This window comes from Sulfurimonas sp., from assembly GCF_028713515.1.
Taxonomy (GTDB): domain Bacteria; phylum Campylobacterota; class Campylobacteria; order Campylobacterales; family Sulfurimonadaceae; genus Sulfurimonas.
In genome coordinates this window covers 568,347-587,517 of the sequence record NZ_JAQTOD010000001.1, presented here as the reverse complement: position 1 = coordinate 587,517, position 19,171 = coordinate 568,347, and the positions used below count along the sequence as shown (strand labels likewise).

The 19,171-nt window shown below is 34.2% G+C and carries 19 protein-coding genes; 8 read left to right on the top strand and 11 right to left on the bottom strand.

The features are described 5' to 3' along the window. The first annotated feature begins 6 nt into the window (after positions 1-6). Entirely contained in the window at positions 7-537 is a 531-nt protein-coding gene (gene mog, locus PHV22_RS03015; RefSeq protein ID WP_295023162.1) for a molybdopterin adenylyltransferase, read from the top strand. A gap of 133 nt (positions 538-670) precedes the next feature. Here mog and PHV22_RS03010 read toward each other — a convergent pair whose 3' ends face one another. The 11 genes from PHV22_RS03010 to sdhA form a co-directional block, all read right to left on the bottom strand. Beyond that, entirely contained in the window at positions 671-931 is a 261-nt protein-coding gene (locus PHV22_RS03010; RefSeq protein WP_295023163.1) for a Txe/YoeB family addiction module toxin, read from the bottom strand. After that, positions 928-1,179 carry a type II toxin-antitoxin system Phd/YefM family antitoxin gene (locus PHV22_RS03005; protein ID WP_295023164.1) on the bottom strand — a complete coding sequence of 84 codons (252 nt, stop codon included), beginning with the start codon at positions 1,177-1,179 and terminating at the stop codon, positions 928-930. The genes PHV22_RS03010 and PHV22_RS03005 overlap by 4 nt, the downstream gene beginning before the upstream one ends. Before the next feature lie 136 nt (positions 1,180-1,315). Then, positions 1,316-1,729 (bottom strand): GNAT family N-acetyltransferase, encoded by a 414-nt coding sequence (locus tag PHV22_RS03000; protein ID WP_295023165.1) that lies wholly within the window; start codon positions 1,727-1,729, stop codon positions 1,316-1,318. Positions 1,730-1,819: 90 nt separating this feature from the next. Beyond that, positions 1,820-2,644, bottom strand: coding sequence for a GyrI-like domain-containing protein (locus PHV22_RS02995; RefSeq protein ID WP_295023166.1), 825 nt, complete (start codon positions 2,642-2,644; stop codon positions 1,820-1,822). 95 nt (positions 2,645-2,739) lie between these two features. Next, on the bottom strand, positions 2,740-3,528 hold the full coding sequence (locus PHV22_RS02990; RefSeq protein WP_295023167.1) for a transposase: 789 nt from the start codon (positions 3,526-3,528) through the stop codon (positions 2,740-2,742). Between the two features lie 148 nt (positions 3,529-3,676). Further along, complete coding sequence (locus tag PHV22_RS02985) at positions 3,677-4,633, bottom strand: hypothetical protein (RefSeq protein WP_295023168.1); 957 nt, start codon at positions 4,631-4,633, stop codon at positions 3,677-3,679. Positions 4,634-5,121: 488 nt separating this feature from the next. Further along, on the bottom strand, positions 5,122-5,403 hold the full coding sequence (locus tag PHV22_RS02980) for a type II toxin-antitoxin system RelE/ParE family toxin (RefSeq protein WP_295023169.1): 282 nt from the start codon (positions 5,401-5,403) through the stop codon (positions 5,122-5,124). Beyond that, complete coding sequence (locus PHV22_RS02975; RefSeq protein ID WP_295023170.1) at positions 5,400-5,645, bottom strand: hypothetical protein; 246 nt, start codon at positions 5,643-5,645, stop codon at positions 5,400-5,402. Before PHV22_RS02975 ends, PHV22_RS02980 begins: the two co-directional genes overlap by 4 nt. 172 nt (positions 5,646-5,817) lie before the next feature. Beyond that, on the bottom strand, positions 5,818-6,699 hold the full coding sequence (locus PHV22_RS02970) for a CoB--CoM heterodisulfide reductase iron-sulfur subunit B family protein (protein ID WP_295023171.1): 882 nt from the start codon (positions 6,697-6,699) through the stop codon (positions 5,818-5,820). A gap of 10 nt (positions 6,700-6,709) precedes the next feature. Continuing rightward, the gene (locus PHV22_RS02965; protein WP_295023172.1) at positions 6,710-7,687 is read right to left on the bottom strand and encodes a succinate dehydrogenase/fumarate reductase iron-sulfur subunit; all 978 of its coding nucleotides are present in this window, start codon (positions 7,685-7,687) and stop codon (positions 6,710-6,712) included. Positions 7,688-7,697: 10 nt separating this feature from the next. Continuing rightward, positions 7,698-9,410: a succinate dehydrogenase flavoprotein subunit gene (sdhA, locus tag PHV22_RS02960; protein ID WP_299945664.1), complete on the bottom strand. Its 1,713-nt coding sequence runs from the start codon at positions 9,408-9,410 to the stop codon at positions 7,698-7,700. A gap of 257 nt (positions 9,411-9,667) precedes the next feature. Here sdhA and PHV22_RS02955 point away from each other — a divergent pair, with 257 nt between their 5' ends. From PHV22_RS02955 to PHV22_RS02925, 7 genes are all read left to right on the top strand, one after another. Next, positions 9,668-10,096 (top strand): CoA-binding protein, encoded by a 429-nt coding sequence (locus PHV22_RS02955; protein WP_295023174.1) that lies wholly within the window; start codon positions 9,668-9,670, stop codon positions 10,094-10,096. A 26-nt stretch (positions 10,097-10,122) separates the two neighbouring features. Beyond that, the gene (gene ilvA, locus PHV22_RS02950) at positions 10,123-11,325 is read left to right on the top strand and encodes a threonine ammonia-lyase (RefSeq protein WP_295023175.1); all 1,203 of its coding nucleotides are present in this window, start codon (positions 10,123-10,125) and stop codon (positions 11,323-11,325) included. Between the two features lie 254 nt (positions 11,326-11,579). Beyond that, positions 11,580-13,277 carry an acetolactate synthase large subunit gene (locus tag PHV22_RS02945; RefSeq protein WP_295023176.1) on the top strand — a complete coding sequence of 566 codons (1,698 nt, stop codon included), beginning with the start codon at positions 11,580-11,582 and terminating at the stop codon, positions 13,275-13,277. After that, positions 13,277-13,753 (top strand): acetolactate synthase small subunit, encoded by a 477-nt coding sequence (ilvN, locus tag PHV22_RS02940; protein WP_295023177.1) that lies wholly within the window; start codon positions 13,277-13,279, stop codon positions 13,751-13,753. Before PHV22_RS02945 ends, ilvN begins: the two co-directional genes overlap by 1 nt. A 90-nt stretch (positions 13,754-13,843) precedes the next feature. Beyond that, positions 13,844-14,794, top strand: coding sequence for a UDP-3-O-(3-hydroxymyristoyl)glucosamine N-acyltransferase (lpxD, locus tag PHV22_RS02935; protein ID WP_295023178.1), 951 nt, complete (start codon positions 13,844-13,846; stop codon positions 14,792-14,794). A gap of 46 nt (positions 14,795-14,840) precedes the next feature. Further along, positions 14,841-16,538 carry an autotransporter assembly complex family protein gene (locus PHV22_RS02930; protein WP_295023179.1) on the top strand — a complete coding sequence of 566 codons (1,698 nt, stop codon included), beginning with the start codon at positions 14,841-14,843 and terminating at the stop codon, positions 16,536-16,538. After that, the gene (locus tag PHV22_RS02925; RefSeq protein WP_299945657.1) at positions 16,538-19,168 is read left to right on the top strand and encodes a translocation/assembly module TamB domain-containing protein; all 2,631 of its coding nucleotides are present in this window, start codon (positions 16,538-16,540) and stop codon (positions 19,166-19,168) included. The genes PHV22_RS02930 and PHV22_RS02925 overlap by 1 nt, the downstream gene beginning before the upstream one ends. The last annotated feature ends 3 nt before the right edge of the window (positions 19,169-19,171 follow it).

Here is a 19,171-nt window from a genome sequence, read left to right as displayed (position 1 = left end):
ATTATATTGAGCAAGATTAAGATAGGCGTAATAACGGCAAGTGATAGAGCAAGCAAAGGCATATATGAGGATATTTCAGGAGTAGCGATTCAAGATACTATGAAAGATTATCTAAAAAGTGAGTTTGAGATAGTTTACAGATGCATCCCTGATGAGCAAGATATTTTAGAATCTACAATGATAGAACTTTGCGATAAAGAGGAGTGCTGTTTGGTCGTTACAACAGGCGGAACAGGTCCAGCCCTAAGAGATGTAACTCCAGAAGCAACTGAGAATGTATGCGAGAAGATGATGCCGGGATTTGGTGAACTAATGCGTCAGGTGAGTCTTAAGTATGTACCAACAGCAATCCTATCTCGCCAAAGCGCAGGCATAAGAGGCAAAAGCCTAATCATAAACCTACCGGGAAAACCAAAATCAATAAGAGAGTGTCTAGATGCAGTCTTCCCAGCAGTTCCTTACTGTATCGACTTGATTGAGGGACCATATATTGAAACTAACGAGGAAGTTATAAAAGCTTTTAGACCTAAAAACTAAGTGCTATAAATTTTGCCTGTGTCTAAAATAGTTGAAACTATATTGTATATTTGTACCTAATCATCAAGTCTCATTATATCTTTTAGTAAGTTTGTTTGGATTTCGTTTTGTGTAAATTATTGCTAGTAGTTAGTTAGTAATGAAATTTGCATTGCGCAATCACAAGCAAATCGTCAATTATTTTATAAACCAGCCTATGTTCTGCGGTTATTCTTCTAGAAATATATCCTTGATAGTTTTCTTTTAGTCTCTCAGGTTTACCTAATCCATTTGAGTCAATCGGATTTCTTTTTATATCCTCTATAAGCAGATTGATTCTTTTTACTATTTTTTTGTCATTTTGCACCCAAAACTGATAATCTTCCCATGTATTATCAGAAAATCCAATAATCATAACTCAATTTCTCTTTTTGAAAATTTTAAATTCTCAATTTGATCCATGGATTCATTTAGTCTATCTCTATTGTTTTTGGATGAGAGCAGATACATGGTCTCTTTCATAGAACTATACTCCTCGTAAGAGATCAAAACCGCTGATTTGTCATCTTTTGTTGTGATGATATACTCATCAAAATCATCACAAACTTTGTTGATAAGATCTCTTAAATTGTTTCTAGCTTGTGAATAAAATACTGCTTGCATATTAAAACTCCTAATTGACAAGATATTGTCATTTTATCTTAATATTTTTAGGATGTCAATTTTTCTAACTTCCATATTGTTAGTGTTGGTTATATACATTTCCATTGAGGACGATGAGAACAAGCAACACATCTGTTTATACTATCTTTTTATCTCTCGCAAGAGTCCAAGCTGAAGCGTGTTGTGTAAATCCTACTTTTGGATAATACTCTGTTGCGCTTGGTGCAGATAGTAAAATAATTTTACATTTTTCACCCAGTTGTTTTTGTGTCATATCTATAAGTTTCTTACCAATGCCTTGTGCCTGATATTCTTTATCTACCGCTAAATCAGATAAATAGCAACAGTAGTTAAAGTCAGTTACTGACCTAGCTACACCAACTATTTTTTCATTCTCGGTTGCTATAACAATAATATCTGCATGCTTTATCATGCCATTAATGCACTCTTTGTCATCAATAGGTCTTCTTTCGCCTAAAGTTGAACGATTAAGAATATCTATAAATTCATTTTCTGTTAGGCTTGGATTTAATTTATACTCTATATTCAATGTAAGTTCCTTTTGGTGTATAACATTTTACTTGAGAAATATGAATCCCGCTAGGGTAAACTATTTCTTTCCAAAGTTTTGTTATCAATATCAGTTAATTGGTACATAAAGCTCTGTTCGTAAATCTTCTTCTTTTATTCCTGTAGGGTCAAGATTAAGATATTTTTGAAATGATGGTTCATCTCTTAAACTTACACCACTTTCAACTATCCAATCACCTATGTTTCTAAAAGTTTCACCTATAAGTGCATAAGAACCTTTATGCATAAAAAGAGCATATTTACCGCCGGCAATTTGTTTGATAGATACTTCTCCCATTGGATTTACACTTTCATTTAATTCCAAACAAGCATCATATCTCAAATTATGTTCTTCTATCACATTTGGATTATCATGAGAAATACCATACCGTGCAACTGCTTTTTCAAATAGCTCATTCTGACTAACAAATGTTACCATCGTTTTCCACGCCTCATCAGCAGAATGCATATAACTTCCAGTTTTTCTCACATACAAAACATCAATAGTTTCTATCTCTACAATTTTTGGTTCTAACATTTTGTTTCCTTTTTTCTTTTTTGCATTTTTTGAAAACTCTTTTGGAGTTATCTTAAAATGCTTTTTAAAAGCTTTAGAAAAAGAAGCGTGAGTTTCATATCCGCTTGTTTGTGCTATTTGGGTGATGCTTAGATTTGTTTTAAATTTCATTGTTGTACTTGAAAGTCTTACTCTTCTTATATAGTCACTCAAATTCTCATCAATTACAGAGCTGAAAATTCTATGAAAATGGTATTTTGAAAAACTTGCAACTTTTGACAACTCTTCAAGAGTTAAATCATTATTATAATTTTGTTCAATATAATAAATAACTTTATAGATACTTTGAAGATATTCATCTTTAGTTGTTTTTTTCATAGAACCTCTTTTTAAAACTTTGTAGGAGAATTATAGGAAATAGCAAAATTTAAAACTACTCTGAGATTGCTATTTTTATGGATAATGTTTGTAAATTACACCCCTTTGAGTGAATCTCCACTTTTGCTTTTTACAACTTTACATATCAATGATTTTGATAGATTCAAATATGAGGCTATGCTTACTTGAGAGTAACCGTCTTGGTATGCATTAAGTATTGCTAAGTTTCTATCTGAATTTGTGGAAATATCATAAAAATGCTCTTGAAATTGTTTTTCTTGCTTCACATATAAAATACCATCTTCTTTGAGTATTTTTTGCTTCTCTTTTGTTTTTATACATTGTAGCTCTTTGTCATTCATAGGTTCTCCTAAAAATTCGTTCAAAGTTTTGAGGTCAAATTGTTTGATTAAGATAGAATCACTACAGCATGGATAGTAATCTTTTGCGTTAAAAATCAGAAATGATAATGTGTATGGATAAGCACCTATCTTATGAACCATAGAGGCCTCAAGAGGATTGTTTTCAATATATCTGATTAGTGAATAAAGATAGTTTTCAGAGGTAATGTATTTTGATTTGTATCTATCTTGCCATAGATGCCCACTGCGTTTATATTTTTTGTTAAAATATTTTGCATAGTTTGCGTTAACTACTCTCATAAAAGATGATAGATTTTCCTTTTGTGTCTCTATCAGAAAGTGATAATGATTGTCCATTAAACAGTAATCATGTAGTGTTGTCTTATAAAGCATGGCACTTTTATTGATGATTTGTAAAAATATTTCTTTATCCTCATTGGAGTTGAAAACATCACAACGATTTACTCCACGATTTACAATATGATGATAACCAGCTAAGTCCACTCTTAATCTTGTCGGCATTTGTCAATCCTATATTTTAATCATGCATCTTAGCCATTTATATTCATTACAATAAAATATATGGCAAATTGAAAGATTTTAGTTTAGTTGAAATTTAGAGTATATAATTTTTTGATAAAAAGTGGAGATTCATTCACAGGGGTGTAATTTAAAAAATTGGGAAAGATGGAAGAAATAATAAAACTATAATAGCAATAAAAGAAATAATAAAAAGAATAGGGCCAAACAGTATATTCTGTGTTCTAATATTGTATAAATTTGCATTACGCACATAGTTGATACCCTCTTGTTTGGCTCTAACAAGCTCGAAATCAGAAATAGTTTCTAATGGGGTAATATATGCAGAAATTAATTTTTTCAAATCATTAGGTTTTACAAAGAGTAGTGGAGCAGAATTATAATAATCTTCGTATAATTTTTTGAGCTCTGAGAAGTAATCTTCTTTTTCAATGCTTTTCAAAGTAGGTAAAGATTTAAGAAATGCAAAAATTTTATCAAGTTTTGAATCATTTTTTATTAAAAAAAGTCCATCAATAGTAATTAACATAGCAAAAATCATTAGTAAATACCAGATTATATTTATAGATTTGAATCGTTTGGTTATTGTTGGATTTTTAATTTCATTAACGAACGTGATCGTTTTAATTTCTTTAATTTTTTGATGGATATTCAGTTTGATTGGTTCAGTTGAAAAAATTAAGACATTTATACTTTCATCTGGATTAAATAAATCCCATTTAATAGTTATTGAGTCATTTGTATGAGTTAGTAGATGATTGTTTGATGTTACTTTTAAAATACTATTTTTATTACCAATAGATATTTGGATTGGCTCATAAATATAATCTCTAGTTAATGCTCTTTTCCCAGTATTTTTTAGTGTATATTTAGTTAGGTAAAGAGAGTTGATTCCAACCCCATTATATGCCATAGTTAGGCCAATATTAGAATGTTCATTTTCAATAAGTTTTTCTTCACTTTTCAAAAAAAGAGATAGCTTATAATCTTCTAATGAAACTAATTCATTATAAAAAGACCAAACTCCACCTACTACTCCTATGAAGATAAGTAATGCATATATTGACCTTGCCATTATTTTGAACATTGAAATTCCATATTTTTAAATCATTGAAATATTATATCTAATATTAATTACACCCCTGTGAGTGAATCTCTACTTTCACTTTTCACAACTTTACTTATTAATGATTTTGATAGATTCATGCTTACTTGAGAGTAACCGTCTTTTCTAGTTTCCACGCTCTGTGATCGTCAGTATTAGTTGTGTGTGTTCCCATCGAAGACGATGGGAACGAGTAAAAGGTGGAGATTCATTTACAGTAGTGTAATTTTATGACAAATTGAAAGACTGTAGTTTAGTTGAAATTTAGAGTATATTATTTTTGACAAAAAGTGGAGATTCGTTCACAGAGAGTAATCTAATATTTACATATAACATTCAAACTCAGTGGCATGCCGCTTGAGGCATATACCTATGTAGCGGAGGACTTATAGCCTTATTGGCTTACTTTTTCGAGTTTTGAAAAAAATGCCCCTGTGAATGAATCCCTACTTTTCGCTCAATCTGTTCTGTTATGACGGTTTATTTTTATTGAATATTTTCATTATTTCTATAGTATTTCTTTCTAATACCACTTGATAGACTATAGTATATTTTTTATATGTCATGTCTCTTACATCTTTATCATTAAAATACTGTGATGGCGGATACATATATGGGTTATTTGGAATATTTTTGATGTTTTCTTTTAGCTCTTTAGCAAATTTTTTGCTAGCGAGTGGCTTATCGTTTGCTATATTTTTGAGTATATCTTTTAATTCTTTAGAAAATTCTGGATTATTTATAATTCTCATTTTTTCAGAGTTTCTACATAATTATCTATATCATCCCAAAAATCATCATTTTCTATCATTTTAATTTTACCATTATCAATATCATTTTTTATTTGATGTAACTCTTTTTGTCTCTCATAAAAATATGGGTCACATTCTAAGTTTTTATCTTTTGCGATGGCAATATGCTCACTATGACTATTAACATACTTCATAAACTTCTGAACATAATCATTTTTAATTTGCACTGCTATTGTTTGCATAATAAACTCCAATAATTTATTGATATACCATTTTATCAAAACTTAAGTGAATTTCACAAAAATTAAAATTATACTGTGAATAAATTTTCATTTTAACAACTTCTGAGACTAATTTACGCGATAAAAGGAGGAGAGAAAGAAAACAGAGAGAAAACCTCTCTATTTTTTAGTTTTAGATAAAGTTAACTTCCGTAACATGGTGTTTTAGTCCAAGTTCGGCTGGAGTACATCCAAGAGCCAAGCCTATCATCTGTTGCATGTGAAGAACTGGGAGTGAAACTTCTCTTCCGATTGCTTTTGATGCGTGGTGTGCTTGCGTGTCTAGTTTTAGGTGGCAAAGTGGGCATGGTGTTACCATCATGTCTGCGTTTTGGTCAGTTGCACCTGCGATAGCATTTCCTGTTAGAACTGCTGCTGTGTGCGGTGCTTGTAGCTCGATGTGGAAACCACAGCACTTATTTTTTTGCTCATACTCAACATTTTTACCACCACAAGCGATAATCAAATCATCAAGTGAAGTAGGGTTGTATGGGTTTTCCGCTGTTTTGTGAGACTCGTTGTGAAGCTCAGATGGGCGGATATTATGACATCCGTAAAATGGAGCTATGTTGAATTGGCTAAGAGGTTTTACAACCATCTCTTTGATTTTATCTAAACCAAAATCATCAATAATTGCATAGAGGAAGTGAGTTACAAGTGAAGTACCCTTGTACTCTAAGCCAACTTCTGCAAGTTTTTCATTTACTCTTGCTTTTAGCTCTGCATTGTTGTCGAGTCTGTGTTTTGTCATAGCTGTGTTTAGTTGACAAGTATTACAGATTGTTACCATTGTAAGCTCATGTTTTTCGGCATAAGCTATATTTCTAGCGTTTAGAACAAGAGATAAAAAGTCATCATAATCTTGTAGATGCGAAGCACCACAGCAAGATGCTTCTGTTAGTTCGATTAGTTCTATGTTTAACTTGCGAGCTACTGCCATTGTTGACATCATCTGTTCTGGAGTACTCTGTTTTGCTGTACATCCTGTAAAAAGTGCATATTTTAATTTTTTCATTTATCTACTCCTAGAACTTTACTGTTGACGATGATTTTATAAGTTTTTGAATCTCATCTAGATTGTCAGATTTTGGCATATTCCAAGGCATTGTTATTTTACCTTTTCTAAACATTTGAAGTGCGACAGGTATATGTTTTACGATTGATGGACCCTCAGAGTATAGAACTAAGCCGCCCTCATCAAGCACACCGCGCTTTTTGATTGAGTGGAAGAAACCAACGGCGTGGCGAGTTGCAACATTGTTTTTCGCAACACCTTTTTTAAATGCCATTTGGTGTAGTTTTGTGATTTTTGAGATAGGGTTTACATCTTTTGGACAAACCTCTGCACACTCAAAACATTTAGCACAATCCCAGACACCTTGTTTCTCTTCATTTACCGCTATAAGTCTATCTGCGTCACTATCGCGAACATCGGATTCAAAGCGATATGCCGCAGCAAAAGCAGCTGGACCGAAGAAATCTTCATTTATCTCAACAACAGGACAAGCGTAGTGACATGCACCACACTGAATACAAAGATCCGCTTCATCTAACTCTTCTGCTTCATGAGGCGATACAAGATTTTCACAAGTCGGAGCTTCATCTATGTCTGCAACAAGGTAAGGGTTCACTTTTGCATGTTTATCCCAGAAGTCAGCCTTATCAATAATCATATCTTTAACAGCTCTTTTTGTACTTAACGGCTCAATTGTAAGCTCGTTTCCAAAGTACTCAATCATAGTTGTCATACTCTCTTTACAAGCAAGAGTTGAACGACCATTTACTTTGATAGCGCAAGCCCCACAGATGCCATGACGACAGCTACGGCGGTATGAAAAGCTACCATCATGATCCCATTTGATTCTGTTTAATATGTCTAAAACAACCTCTTCAGATGTAACATCCATGCTGTAGTTTTCATAGTATGGAAGATAATCATCTTCGGCATTGAAACGAAATACTTTAAAATTTACTTTTTGTGTGGTGATTGTATGTGTACTCATGCACCTCTCCTTAATAAGTTCTAGCTTTTAACTCATGTTTGCCGAGAACGACATCCATATAATCAAGCGTAATATCACCATTTTCATCCATATAAGCCATTGTATGTTTTAAGAACTCTTCATCGTTACGAGTTTCAAAATCTTCTCTATAGTGTGCGCCACGACTCTCGTTTCTAGCAACAGCACTCTCAACAATGAACGCAGAGTAATCAATCATATGACCAAGCTCTATAGCTTCTTGAAGTTCTGTATTGAATACTTTTGATTTGTCTTTAATGCGAATATCTTTATATCTTTGACGAAGCTCTTTTACTTTAGCAATAGCGATTTCAAGAGTCTCTTTTGTTCTAAATGCACCAGCATTTGCAGTCATACACTGTTGTAGCTCTTCGCGAAGAGCAGGCACAGTCTCATGACCATTTTTGTGTAGTAGAGATTCGATTTCATGCACAGCAGTTTTTGCATCTTCTTGCGTTGCAACACGAAGTTTAATGTCGTCAATTTCGCTAACCATTGTTTTACCAACATAACGACCAAACAGAAGTGCTTCAAGAACTGAGTTTGCTCCAAGACGATTTGCTCCATGAACAGATACGCAAGAACACTCACCAGCTGCATAGAAACCTTCAATCAATTCTGAGTTGTTTTTACGAACATTTCCAGCGATATTTACAGGAATTCCACCCATTGAGTAGTGAGCTGTTGCAGAGATTAGAATAGGCTCTTTAATCATATCAAGACCTAAGAATGTGATAGCCAAATCACGAAGCTCTGGAAGTCTTTCCATGATTTTTTCACGACCAAGATGAGTAACATCTATAAATACCGCATCTTTTCTAGGTCCAACACCGCGACCCTCTCTGATTTCATTTAAGATTGCACGAGAAACAACATCACGAGATGCTAACTCCATAGCACTTGGAGCATACTTTTCCATAAATCTCTCGCCTAAAGAGTTAAACAGTTTTCCACCTTCACCACGAGCAGCTTCAGAGATTAAAACACCATTTCCTGAAAGTCCAGATGGATGAAATTGTACAAACTCCATATCTTCAAGCGGAAGACCATGACGAGCTACAATAGAGAGACCGTCACCAGTGTTGGCGTGAGCGTTTGAGTTGATTTTGTATGCACGAGCATATCCGCCAGTGGCAAACATTACCGACTTAGCGTTAAAAATCGCCATTTCCATATCTCTAATGTTAAAAGCTACAACACCTGAAACTTTGCCATCTTTGTAGATTAAATCCGCAACATACCACTCATCCCAGAACTTAACGCCAACACGGAAAGCTTGTTCGTATATGGTTTGAAGAAGAGTAAGTCCTGTTCTATCTTTTGCATAGCATGCACGAGGAGAAGATTGCCCACCAAAAGGTCTTTGAGCGATTTTGCCATCTGGCGTTCTACTAAATGCAGCACCCATTCTCTCAGCCCAACGAATAGTCTCTGGAGCATTTTTACACATAAACTCTACAGCATCTTGATCAGCTAAATAGTCGCTTCCTTTTACTGTATCAAACTCATGAAGCTCAACACTGTCTTTATCACTAAAAGCGGCATTTATGCCACCTTGTGCAGCACCTGAATGGCTTCTTAGTGGATGAAGTTTTGTAATGACAGCAACTTTTTTACCTGCATTTTGTAGCTCTCTTGCAGCAGCACAGCCAGCCAATCCTGCACCAACTACAATCGCGTCGTAAGTATAAATGGGAATACTCATATAGCTTTCCTTTGTTTTTTAAAATGGTCAGGATTTTACAATCTCTACCCTTTATCTAGCCTAAATATGCGACTTTAATGATATTAATTACATATATATTTCTATTATATTTTTCTAACTTATTTTTATTATAAGAAGCAGATAAATTTTTATATAATATTGTTTAATATCTAAAATATTAATACTTTTATTTTAATTTATCTTAAAAGATATAGTCACTCTGGTATAATCACTGATATTTTTTTAAAGGATGTCTTATGGAGTGCGAATTTCCACTAGTAAATTCAAATAAAGAACAAATCAGAGAAATTTTTAAAACAACTAAAACAATTGCAATATTTGGCTTATCACCCGATGAGACAAAAGATAGTAATAGAGTGGCGAAGTACCTAAAAGAGCAGGGCTTTAAGATAGTGCCAATCTACCCTAAAGAGGATGAGATTTTAGGTGAGAAAGTTTATCGCACACTTCTAGAGGTACCTTTTGAGATAGATATGGTTGATGTTTTTAGAAAGCCAGATGCACTTCATAGCGTTGCTGATGCTTGTATAAAACGAGGCGATGTTAAGATTTTTTGGGCTCAAAAAGGAGTTGTAAACAACGAAGCTGCGCAAAAAGCTAAAGATGCAGGAATGCAAGTTGTTCAAAATATGTGTACGATGGTAGAACATCGCGCACTTCAGTAGAAACATCCATAAAAAAAGGTTTTTAGTTGTTAGATATAAATAAAATATATGAAGCAAGAGATCGAATAAAGGGCGTAATCGTAGATACTCCTCTCTCATATGCACCAAATCTTAGTCAAGTTGCAGAGTGTCAGGTTTATCTTAAAAAAGAGAATCTCCAAGTGACTGGAGCCTTTAAAATAAGAGGTGCGTATAACAAGATAGCAACTTTAAGTGACGAGCAACGGGCATCTGGTGTTGTAGCTGCGAGCGCTGGAAACCACGCTCAGGGAGTAGCACTCTCAGCCTCTTTGTTTAATATAAGGGCGGTGATTGTTATGCCAGAGTCAACACCTCTTACTAAAATAAATGGTGTCAAATATTATGGCGCAGAGGTTATCCTAGCTGGCGGAAATTATGATGAGGCTTATGCCTATGCAACTAAGTATGGCAAAGAGAATTCACTTATTTTTGTGCATCCGTTTGAAGATGATGAAGTTATGGCAGGTCAGGGCACTTTAGCTCTTGATATTTTAGATGGTTGTAGCGACTTTGATGCTGTCATTATTCCCGTTGGTGGTGGTGGACTTATCTCTGGTATGGCAAAGGCGATTAAGAGTAGAAATCCCAAAATTGAAGTGATTGGAGTAAGTGCCAAAGGTGCTCCAGCACTTAAAAACTCATTTGATTTGGGTCAAGCCATTGATAGTTTAAGCGTGAGAACTATTGCGGACGGAATTGCTGTCAGAGACACTTCAACTATTACACTAAACTATATGCTTGAGAGTGTAGATAAATTTGTAAGTGTTGATGACGAAGAGATTGCAAGTGCGATGCTGTTTCTGCTGGAGAGACAAAAACTTGTTGTTGAGGGTGCTGGTGCGGTTGGTGTTGCTGCGCTTCTTCATCATAAACTAGAGCATCTTAAAGATAAGAAAGTAGCAGTTGTGCTTAGTGGCGGAAATGTGGATGTAACACTGCTCTCTGTGATTATCGAAAAAGGATTGTTGAAATCCGGTAGAAAAATGAAGCTAACCGTTACGCTTATCGATAAACCCGGTTCGCTTATGCGTTTTACGGAGATTTTACAACAACTAAATGCCAACATAGTACATATTGCATACGATAGAACTTCTGTTTCTCTTGATTATGGCGATGCAAATGTTACGGTTCATGTAGAAACAAAAGGTGAAGAGCACCAGCAGATGATAAAAAAAGTACTGAAAGAAGAAAATTACATAAGAGAGTAGCAGTTAATTAAAAATATAAAAAGATACACATTGTTGTTAATTAACAGATTATGTAACAATGTATATCGAAGTTTTTTTTTAAATATTCTGTAATAGAGTTAAATTCAACATCTCAAACTCAACTCCTCATGAATAGTTAGATGTCATATACAATGATTAAGTCCGTATTATAGTGGAAAACTAGATTTAGCTTTAAACTGCGATATAACTTGATTTGATATAATTAAACAATTTTTTTAAATAGGAGACTTCTCATGCAAATTAGTGGCGCACAGATGGTCATTGAGGCTTTAATCGCAGAGGGTGTTGAGACAATATTCGGCTATCCAGGCGGAGCTATTATGAATGTCTACGATGAGATATATAAACAAAAAACTTTTAAGCATATTCTAACGAGACATGAGCAAGCCGCAATCCACGCAGCCGAAGGATACTCAAAGGCCAGTGGAAAAGTTGGTGTTGCTATTATAACAAGTGGCCCAGGTTTCACTAACGCCGTAACAGGTTTGGCTGACGCGTATATGGACTCTATTCCGCTTGTTGTTATTAGCGGACAGGTTCCTATGAGTCTTATTGGTACGGATGCATTTCAAGAGATTGATGCTATTGGAATCAGTCGTTCTTGTACAAAGCATAACTATCTTGTAACAAACGCAGCTGACCTTCCTGGAGTTTTAAAAGAGGCGTTTTATATTGCTTCTAGCGGTCGTCCCGGTCCTGTTCATGTTGATATACCAAAAGATGTAACGGCACAAATTGCAGAATTTGACTACTCAATTGAGCTAGACCTTGAAACATACAAGCCACACACAAAAGGCAATCCTCGTCAGATTAAAAAAGTGATGGAAGCTATAGCAAACGCTAGAAGACCGCTTTTTTATCTTGGCGGAGGTGTAATAAATTCAAATGCAGCATACGAAGTAAGAGAGCTTGTTAAAAAAACAGGTATTCCGGCTGTTGAGACTTTTATGGCTAGAGGCGTTTTGAGCCATGATGATGAACTTCTTGTTTCTATGCTCGGTATGCACGGCTCATATGCCGCAAATATGGCGATGAGTGAGACTGACTTGGTTATTGCCCTTGGTGCTAGATTTGATGACCGTGTAACTGGAAAGCTATCTGAATTTGCTAAAAATGCAGGTGTTGTTCATGTTGATATAGATCCAGCTAGCATCTCCAAGCTTGTAAGTGCTGATTATCCAATAGTTGGTGATATTAAAAATGTTGTTTGCGAGATGCTTGAGCAGTCGATAGTGATAAAAGCCGAGAAATATGAACAATGGAGAAAGACAATCAAAAATTTTGATGAGCTTCATCCATTGGCATATCATGATGACACTGAAAATATAAAACCTCAATGGGTAATTGAAAGGGTAGGCGAACTTCTCGGAGACAGCGCAAATATCTCAACAGATGTTGGACAACATCAGATGTGGAGTGCGCAATTTTATCCATTTTCTCGTCCACGCCAGTTTATAAGTTCTGGTGGACTTGGAACCATGGGCTTTGGTTTCCCTGCTGCCATAGGTGTTAAAGCAGCATCTCCTGAGAAAATAAGTATAAATTTTACAGGTGATGGCTCTATTCTTATGAACTGTCAAGAGTTGATGACTGCCGTTGAGCAAAAATTGCCAGTTATTAACATTATCTTAAACAACAACTATCTTGGGATGGTTAGACAGTGGCAAACACTATTTTATGATAAAAGATACAGTGAAACAGATTTAAGTATTCAGCCTGATTTTGTAAAACTCTCAGAAGCTTTCGGCGGAATCGGATATAAAGTTGCCACAAAAGAGGAGTTTGATATAGCTCTTAAAGATGCGATTGAGAAAAATATTGTAGCCTTTATAGATGTTGCCGTAGAGAGACTTGAAGATGTTATGCCGATGGTTCCATCAGGTGGTTCACTTTACAACATGATGCTACTAGAGAAAAAGGAGAAAAAATAATGCAAGACGAAAATGCAAGAAGAGTTATCTCTGTTATAGTAGTTAATGAAGCTAGCGTGCTTTCTCGTATTACAGACCTTTTTTCTGGTCGTGGGTATAACATAACATCTCTAACTGTTGCTCCAATCCCAAACAGTAAATACTCTAGACTAACCATAGTAACATCTGGTTCAGTGAGAGTAATAGAGCAGATAACAAAACAGCTTCATAAGCTTATACCGGTTTTAAAGGTTTATGAACATGCTGACTTGGTTGAAAAAGAGATGGCGTTGATAAAATTTCCAGTAACTGAAAATATCACAGATATAAGCACTCTTTGTGCTGCTTATAATGGCAAAATTGTAAATGCTAGTGAAAATATAATTATAGTTATGGTCGCAGACGAGCCAAAAAGAGTTGAAAACTTTTTAAATCTCATACAGAGATATAATCCTAAAGAGATAGTTAGAAGTGGCTCTGTAGCGCTGGAACGCTAATATATTTTTAGTCAAAGTGGCGTGATAAATACTATAGATAATGAATAATCCAGGGTAAAATTGCAGAATTAAATTCTTAAGGTAGTTAGTATGAAAATAAAAGAGATAGCTTTCATAATTGGTGCAGAGTATCATGGCGTGGACTTTGAGGTAACTAGAATGAACACTCTCGCCGACGCAACAAAGGACGAGATATCTTTTGTTTCAAACTCGAAGTACATAAAAGATATTCAAAACTCTAAAGCTGGTGCGGTTATTGTAGATGAGGCAACAAAGGTTTATGTTCCAGATGGTTGTGTCGCTTTAGTTGTTGATTTTCCATACTATCAAATGGCAACTTTATCAAAACATTTCGCTCCACCTATTGAAGAGAGTGATTTACAGCCTGCCATAGTTGGCAAGGGTACCACTGTGTCGCCAAAAGCTGAGATTGCAAATGGTGCTGTTGTCGGTAAAAACTGCACCATTATGGCTCATGTTTATATTGGTTGTAAGGCTGTAGTTGGAGATAACACTATAATTTACCCAAGTGTTACAGTTTATAGAGATTGTAAAATTGGCAGCGACTGTATCATTCATGCAAACACAACTATTGGAAGTGATGGCTTTGGTTTTGCTACTTCTAGGATGGGTGAGCACAAAAAGATTTATCAAAATGGAATCGTTATCATTGAAGATAATGTTGAGATTGGAAGCTCCACCACGATCGACAGAGCTGTTTTTGGTGCAACACTTATAAAAAAAGGTGTCCGTATAGATAATCTTGTTCAAGTCGGTCACAACTCTATCATAGGTGAGCACTCTGTTCTTGTTTCTCAAACAGGAATCTCTGGCTCAACAAAAATGGGTAGAAATGTTGTTATGGGTGGACAAAGTGCAACAGCTGGGCATCTTGAAATAGCTCCGTTTACAACAATGGCCGCAAGAAGTGGTGTAACAAAAAGTATAAAAGAGAGTGGCTTAACCTTCGCTGGCTTTCCACTTATGGAACATAGGATGTGGCTAAAGCTTCAAGCAAGGCTATCAAAACTAATCAAATAAAAAGCACAATAGAGCCAGTGCTATTTTTTTCTAAACCGGAGTTTCATTGAAGAGAAAATTACTTATATATTTTTTTCTCTCATCGCTGCTTTTTGGTGATAAATTGCCTCTTTTGCTTGAGGGGAACAAGAAAATAAGCTCAAGAGAGTTATATAAGTCTATCAATCTAGAAAAACCATACTTTTATGAGTTTGGAAAAGAAGAACCATCTATCAACATAAAAACAGTCTCGCTGATAACTCAAACACTTAAAGACTACTACAAAACAAGAGGTTATTTCCATGCAGAACTTTCACACAGTAGTAACAACAAAAATATAACTATCCAAATAAAAGAGAACGAACCAACAATCATCAAAGATATAGCGATTATCTCAGATATAAAGCTCGATGGCACGCTAAATATAACAGATGGAGAAGTTTTTGACGCAGATAAGTTTGCACAAAGTAAAAAGGATATAACCACCATGTATGCAAATAAAGGCTTTTGCGATATTGATCTGGAATCAAAAGCATGGATTGATAAAGAGGAAAACAGAGCATATATTGTTTATGAAATAAAACCAAAAAATATATGTCATTTTGGAAAAATAGAAGTAGTTGGCTCTAAAAATATAGATAAAAATATAGTAAAATCTCTTTTAAAGATAGAAGAAAATGAGCAATTTTCTCTAAATAAAATCGCACAAAGTTATGAAAATCTGTATGCAAATGACGGCATATCAAAGGCTATTATAGATACAACCATCCACTCTGAGGACAACAAGGTTGATGCAAAAGTAACGATTACGGAAAATGAGAAGCCGATTCGTTTTCAGGCCAGCATTGGGGCTAGTAGTAATGAAGGTGCTATGGCTAAACTCAGTATAAAACATAGAAATTTCTTTGGAAATCTAAAGACATTAAGTCTAAATACAAGAGTAACTCAAATAAAGCAAGAGATAACTACAAACTTTGATATGCCACTAAATAATAAAAATTCTATGGGGACAGAAGTTGGTTTATCCAATGAAGATTTTATAAGTTTTAAAGAGAAAAGTAGTTTTGGTTCTGTTTATACCAGACAACTTTTCTCTTCTAATACCTTTAAGGAGAGTCTAGTTTTTGATAGTTCTGTCTCTTATGCTAGTGAAAATATTTATGAATTTCCAAATAAATCACTTTTTGTAATATCTCCAAAATTAGAGTGGGGATACGATGTAAGAGACAATATTTTTGACCCAACACATGGACACTACATAAATGCAGAAATAGCTGGTTCTGTGTTGAGCAATATCTCAGATGCCTCGTACTACAAATATAAGATAGATGGTGGGTATATTATGCCTGTCTCATCTCTAATCTTGGCTTTAAAGGCAGGTTATGGCTCAATGGATGTACAAGAGGGTAGCATTCCAAACTCATACCACTTTTTTGCAGGTGGTATGAATTCAAATCGTGCATATGGATATAGAAAATTAGGTCCAGTAGATAGCCAAAACAATGCAGTTGGCTCAAACTCTATTTTTGAAACAACAGCTGAGCTTAGATTTAAAATTTATGGAAATGTTGGAGGCGTTGTTTTTAACGACAACACTTTTTTAGGAGATGGAACCACTCCTGATTATAGCATTGGCTACTATAGCGCTGGATTTGGGGTTAGATACAAAACCCCGATTGGACCATTGGCGATTGATTTTGGATTTAATGTTGATAATCCAAGAGAGAATTATGCCGTACACTTTCATATTGGAGAGTTATTTTAGTGAAATACCTATATCTTTTTCCAAGATTTATCACTCTTGTTTCGCTTACAATTTTAGGAGCCATCTTCTTTTTGCTGTTTAGTAAAAGCATAGTTCCTTATCTAGCAAAAGAGTATTCGAAAGATTTTGGCATAGAGTATAAAACTATCAAAGGAACCATATTTGACGGCTTTATCGTTGATGAATTTAGATATAAAAACGAAGTATCAATTGGAGTATTGAAGGTAGAGTATAATTTTTTATCACTCCTTAGCCCAACTCCAACGCTAAAGAAGATAGAAGCAGAGGGAGTTGCTTTAGATATAGATGAGATACAAAAAGATAAGACTAAAACAAAAATAATAGCTTTTAACATATCGAAATTAACAGTAAAAAGTGCAAAAGCTATTTTTCATAGTAACGAATATCTGTTTGATTTGAATGGCTCAAAGATAAACTATAGAGATGAAAATGTAGATATGGCTACAATTTCTTCAAATTTAAAGACACCACAAGCAAATGCTTATATCAATGGACATATAAAATCTAACAACATTATTGTTGATGCGGATGCAGAATTAAGCAAAGATATAACTGATAAATATTTATACTTCATAAAAGTGGTACCTAAAAGATTAAATGCTAGAGTTGACATAACTAAAGATAGAGTGATTCTTACAACAAAACTAAAAGATATAGCAATAAACAGCGAGCAAAATATAAGCATAAGCAATACTGATATAAATCTCTCATATTTTATAAAAAAAGATAATTTTTACCTAAAGACGAAATATAACCTATCCTACAATGAGCACAGAGCTAAAATAAAGCAAGAGGTTTCATTTAATACAAAAAAAGAGTATAGCTCAAATGTTGATCTGAGTATAACCTCGCAACTACCGCAGTATCTACTAAGAAATATAAAAATTACGATAAATGGTAATGTTAAAAAACATACTGCAAATATCAGCGTTGGTAACACAAAAGCAAAGTTATCGACAGTTGATTTTAAAGATTTTTTGTTTGATTTGGATTGGTTGCATTTTAGTGCTACTGGCAGTTTAATTAAAAATGGGGATGAACTCTCTTTAAATAGTATAATTTTTCCGAAAAAAGATAGCAGATTTCTCAAGAATATCGATATTAAAAAGCTTCTTCCTATAACTTTAAGTGCACACCGAAAAAACAAAACGACAATGCTTAAGATTGATGCAAATATATTTAATATTGCGCTCAACGAAAAGAGCGCAAAAATAGAAGGTTCTGGTAATTTAGGAGCAAGCAGATTCGCTCTTCTTGGAGACTTGAATAGCAAAACTCTAGAGATAAGATCAAAAGCAAGATCTCTAAAGAAATTTTTAACAATTTTTGGTGTGGAGCAAAACAGTAAAGAACTTGAGTATGAAGCCTCCTTAGAGGCACAAGCAACTCTCTATTTTGGGGATAAATTGGCTGTTAAGGGCAGGGTAGATGTACCGTTTTATAGAGTCAAAATGAAAGATGATGAAAAGTACAGTGGAGATAATGGATTTTTTGAGTTCTCTTTCGTTGAAGGCGAACTCAGTATTGATAGATATGATTTTATGGTAAGAGATTATAAAATTTACTCAAATAAAAAATCTAAAATATTGATAGATTCTCAAAATAATTTAGAGTTAGTAGAATTTTATCTGTTTGATAATTTGCTTATACGCGGCACCATCTCGCCATCAAAAAAGATAGCAGATCTTGAGCTAAAAAGTGATGGGTATCATTACAGAAAAAAAGATATAGATATAACGCTCAAAGCAGACCTAAAAGGTAGTTTTAACGCCAATGGCAAGCAGGATATTAGTGGAGATATCACTATCTTGGATGGTGAAATCAGCTATGTACTTCAAAATGATTATAAGATAAGTGATGAGGATATTATCATTATCCAAGATTTAAAAGAGAAAAAAACAAACACAAATAGAACTTTAAATATTCATATAGACTCAGCTAAACCAATCAGATACAAAGTAAAAGGAATCGACCTTTTGTTTAAACCAGATATTGTTGTATACCAGAACGATACAAAAGGTGTGCAATTCTTTGGCATAATCTCTATAAATAGTGGTAAGGTTAAAGTTGAAGACAATATATTTGAGTTTGATAAAAGTGAGATATATCTTTATGGAGAGAGACCATTAAACCCACATCTAAACCTAACTCTTCATTTTCAAACACCAGACAGTAAAGAGATAGAAATTTATATCACAAACACAATGTCCTCGCCAGTAATTCTATTTTCATCAAAGCCAACCATGAGTCAAAACGACATCATCTCATATATTCTTTTTGGAGAAGCTTCCTCGGAGCTCTTCAATAATAATGAGAAAAACACAAATAAAATTTCATTAAATACACTCTTTTTAGGGACTGGTCTTAAAAATATGTTAAGTGAAAAAACTGGAGTCAGAGTTGATACGTTAAGTATTTTAACTAACAAAACTGGAAATTTGGGATATGAAATTGGTGCTAGATTTAACAAAGATTTTAGACTAGTTTATAAAAATAACACCATTTCAAGCATAATCATCCAATACAATCTAAGAAAATCTTTAAGATTTGATGTAGAAGTTGATGAAAACGATCAAGGTGTCAGCATAGTTTATGTGAAGGATTTTTAAACT